The 2,658-nt window shown below is 63.5% G+C and carries 3 protein-coding genes; 2 read left to right on the top strand and 1 reads right to left on the bottom strand.

All coding sequences use genetic code 11. The features are described from left to right. Positions 1 to 115 precede the first annotated feature (115 nt). On the bottom strand, positions 116 to 1,027 hold the full coding sequence (locus tag ACVOLZ_RS22250; RefSeq protein WP_481518034.1) for a peptidylprolyl isomerase: 912 nt from the start codon (positions 1,025 to 1,027) through the stop codon (positions 116 to 118). Between the two features lie 153 nt (positions 1,028 to 1,180). On the opposite strand from ACVOLZ_RS22250, the gene ACVOLZ_RS22245 reads away from it, so the two are divergent. Together ACVOLZ_RS22245 and ACVOLZ_RS22240 are read left to right on the top strand one after the other, a co-directional pair. Next, the gene (locus tag ACVOLZ_RS22245) at positions 1,181 to 1,543 is read left to right on the top strand and encodes a PadR family transcriptional regulator (RefSeq protein WP_481518033.1); all 363 of its coding nucleotides are present in this window, start codon (positions 1,181 to 1,183) and stop codon (positions 1,541 to 1,543) included. Beyond that, a complete protein-coding gene (locus tag ACVOLZ_RS22240; RefSeq protein WP_481518032.1) occupies positions 1,543 to 2,541 on the top strand; it encodes a sensor domain-containing protein in 999 nt (332 codons plus the stop codon). The genes ACVOLZ_RS22245 and ACVOLZ_RS22240 overlap by 1 nt, the downstream gene beginning before the upstream one ends. The last annotated feature ends 117 nt before the right edge of the window (positions 2,542 to 2,658 follow it).

Here is a 2,658-nt window from a genome sequence, read left to right as displayed (position 1 = left end):
ATGCTCGGCAATGGACATTCCCGGTAAGGCCTCTGCCGAGCATGGCTCGGCACTACGGGTTGGGTGGCCGGTAAGGCTTCTGCCGAGCATGGCTCGGCACTACAGGGGATGCTGCTTACCGGATACGCACGGGCAACGGGATGTTGCACAGGTCGATATGGCCGGCGGCGCGCTTGTAGAAGCCGTCCACGCGATTGCGGCGCGCTTCCACCGCATCGGCGAAGGTCTTCGAATCGGTGCGCAGCACCTGCAGATTTACCCGCTGTGCTTCCGGCAGTTCGCTGGCCAAAGTAATTGCCTTGATCTGCGTGCGCTGCACGGGGTCCTCGTAGAAGCCCATCGGATCGGGGCCGCGTTTGATCGAGCTGAGCAACTCCATGCCCTTGAGCACGCGCCCAACCAGGGTGATGTTGCGGTCCAGCTGACGCGGCGATTGGCCGGTAACCACATAGAGTTCTGCACCAACGCTGCTGTCCTCATCGTTGTTGCGGCCTGCGCCCAACGCGCCGTAGCAATGCGCCAACCAGGCATTCTTGCCATCGCTGCCCACCGCGAAGTCACCGACGAAGCCGGTCCTGGCGGCCCAGCCATCGCGGTCGGGCAGGGCGGTGAATGCCAGGCCTTCCAGCGGGCGCTGGAACTCCGCCGGCAGGTGGGTCTTGGCGCTGCCCATCGACTTGGCCTTGGCCGCATCGTCCGCATCGTCCGCATCGGCGTCGCCGAACTGGACCACGAAGTTGTCCTGCGAGCGGTAGATGCTCAGCCCATCCCAAAAATGCTCCTTGGCCATGGTGCGGATGTTGCCGGCGTGCTCGGGGGCGAACTGCGGGGCCAGCTCAATGATGATGCGGCCACCTTCCACATCCATGTACAGCGTGTTCTCCGCTGCTGGGGTATGCCAGTCGCTGGCTGGTGCGGCATCGATGATCTCCTGCGCGCTGCGGTATTTGGCGGGGGCGTCGGCCGCCAGCAGCGGCAGCGGGGACAGCGACAGGGCCAGGGCAAGCAGGCAGGGACGTAGCGTCATCGGGCGCATTCCAGTTGGGTGTGCCCCGATTCTGCGCGATCGCCTGCGCCGCCCGCCAGCCTCATGACCGAGGTGGGGGTGACTACCGGCATATTCGCTATAGCGAACTAAACACTAGTATCTACTTCACGTTAGTCGGCAGGAGTGAGGGCCATGACTGAATTGGATGCATATCTGCGCAAGTTCCAGAAGGAATTGAGCACAGGCACGGTATCGCTGGCCTTGCTGGCGGTGCTGGCCAAGGCGCCGGAGCCGCTGTATGGCTATCTGATTGCCAAGGAGCTGGAGCGGGTTGGCGACGGGGTGCTCAGCGGCAAGCAGAGCGCCTTGTACCCGGTGCTGCGCAATCTGGAAGGCGCGGGCCTGCTGGAAAGTCACGTGGAGCCATCGGTGGCCGGACCGCCGCGGCGCTACTACCGCATCAATGACGATGGCCACGCCGCATTGCGGCAGTGGATCGCAGCGTGGAATGCCACCCGGGACTCGGTCGAGTCCGTACTGGAAGGAATCAACTGATGAATACCGAATACAACGCGCGACCGCTGCCGACGACGATTCCCGAATACCTGGACCAGCTGCGTGTCGCATTGAGCGGCGCTGACCTGGCAATGATCCAGGACGCGCTGTACGACGCCGAGGAGTATCTGCGCTCGGAGCTGGCCGAACAGCCGGGCAAGAGCGAGGCCGAGGTGATTGCTGGTGTTGCCGGCAGTTATGGCGCACCGGAAGAAGTGGCCGAGATCTACCGCGAGACCGAGGTCACCGTGAACCGCGCGATGCGTACACCGCGGCCAGCAGCGCGGCCGCAGCTTGTAATGGCGATGGCGGCAGTGGGTGCCACGGCTTCGTCCGTCGAGCCAGGCGCTGCGGCATCGGTTGCTGCGCCGGTACAGCGTTCCTTGTTGGCACGCTTCTTCGGTGTTGCGCTGGATCCACATACCTACGGCGCGCTGTTCTACATGCTGTTGTCGCTGGCCACCGGCATCTTCTTCTTCACCTGGGTGGTCACCGGTTTGTCGTTGTCGGTATCGCTGCTGATCCTGATCATCGGTATTCCGATCCTGTTGTTATTCCTGGGTTCGGTGCGGGTGTTGTCGCTGGTCGAAGGCCGCATCATCGAGACCATGTTGGGTGTGCGCATGCCGCGTCGTCCCACCTATACCGATCGCAGCCAGGGTTGGCTGCAGCGTATTGGCGCGATGTTCTCGGACGGCCGTACCTGGCTGACCATGCTGTACTTCGTGTTGATGCTGCCGCTGGGCATCCTGTACTTCACCGTGGCGACCACCTTGCTGTCGACGTCGTTGGCGTTGGTATTCGCACCGCTGGTCTCGCTGTTCTCCAACCTGCCGATGGGGATCTGGATCGACGGCGTCAATGTCGGCAATGCGTTCTGGTTGTGGCCGGTATCGGTGGGTGTAGGCGTGCTGCTGCTGTTTGGCACGCTGCATCTGGCACGCGCCGTTGGCAAGTTGCACGGTGCGATGGCCAAGCATCTGCTGGTGCGCTTGTAAGCGCGGTTAGTTGAAGGAATGCAGAAGAGGGGGGCGGGGGCGCCCCGCGTTTTTTTTTTTGGGGCGGGGGGCAGCGCCCGGCGGGGCACGAGCGACCCCGCCCCGCCGCCGGCAGCG

It is taken from the genome of Stenotrophomonas sp. STEN020 (assembly GCF_056760195.1).
Note: the sequence above shows the minus strand (reverse complement) of the source record. Positions and strands in the feature narration are given on the sequence as shown.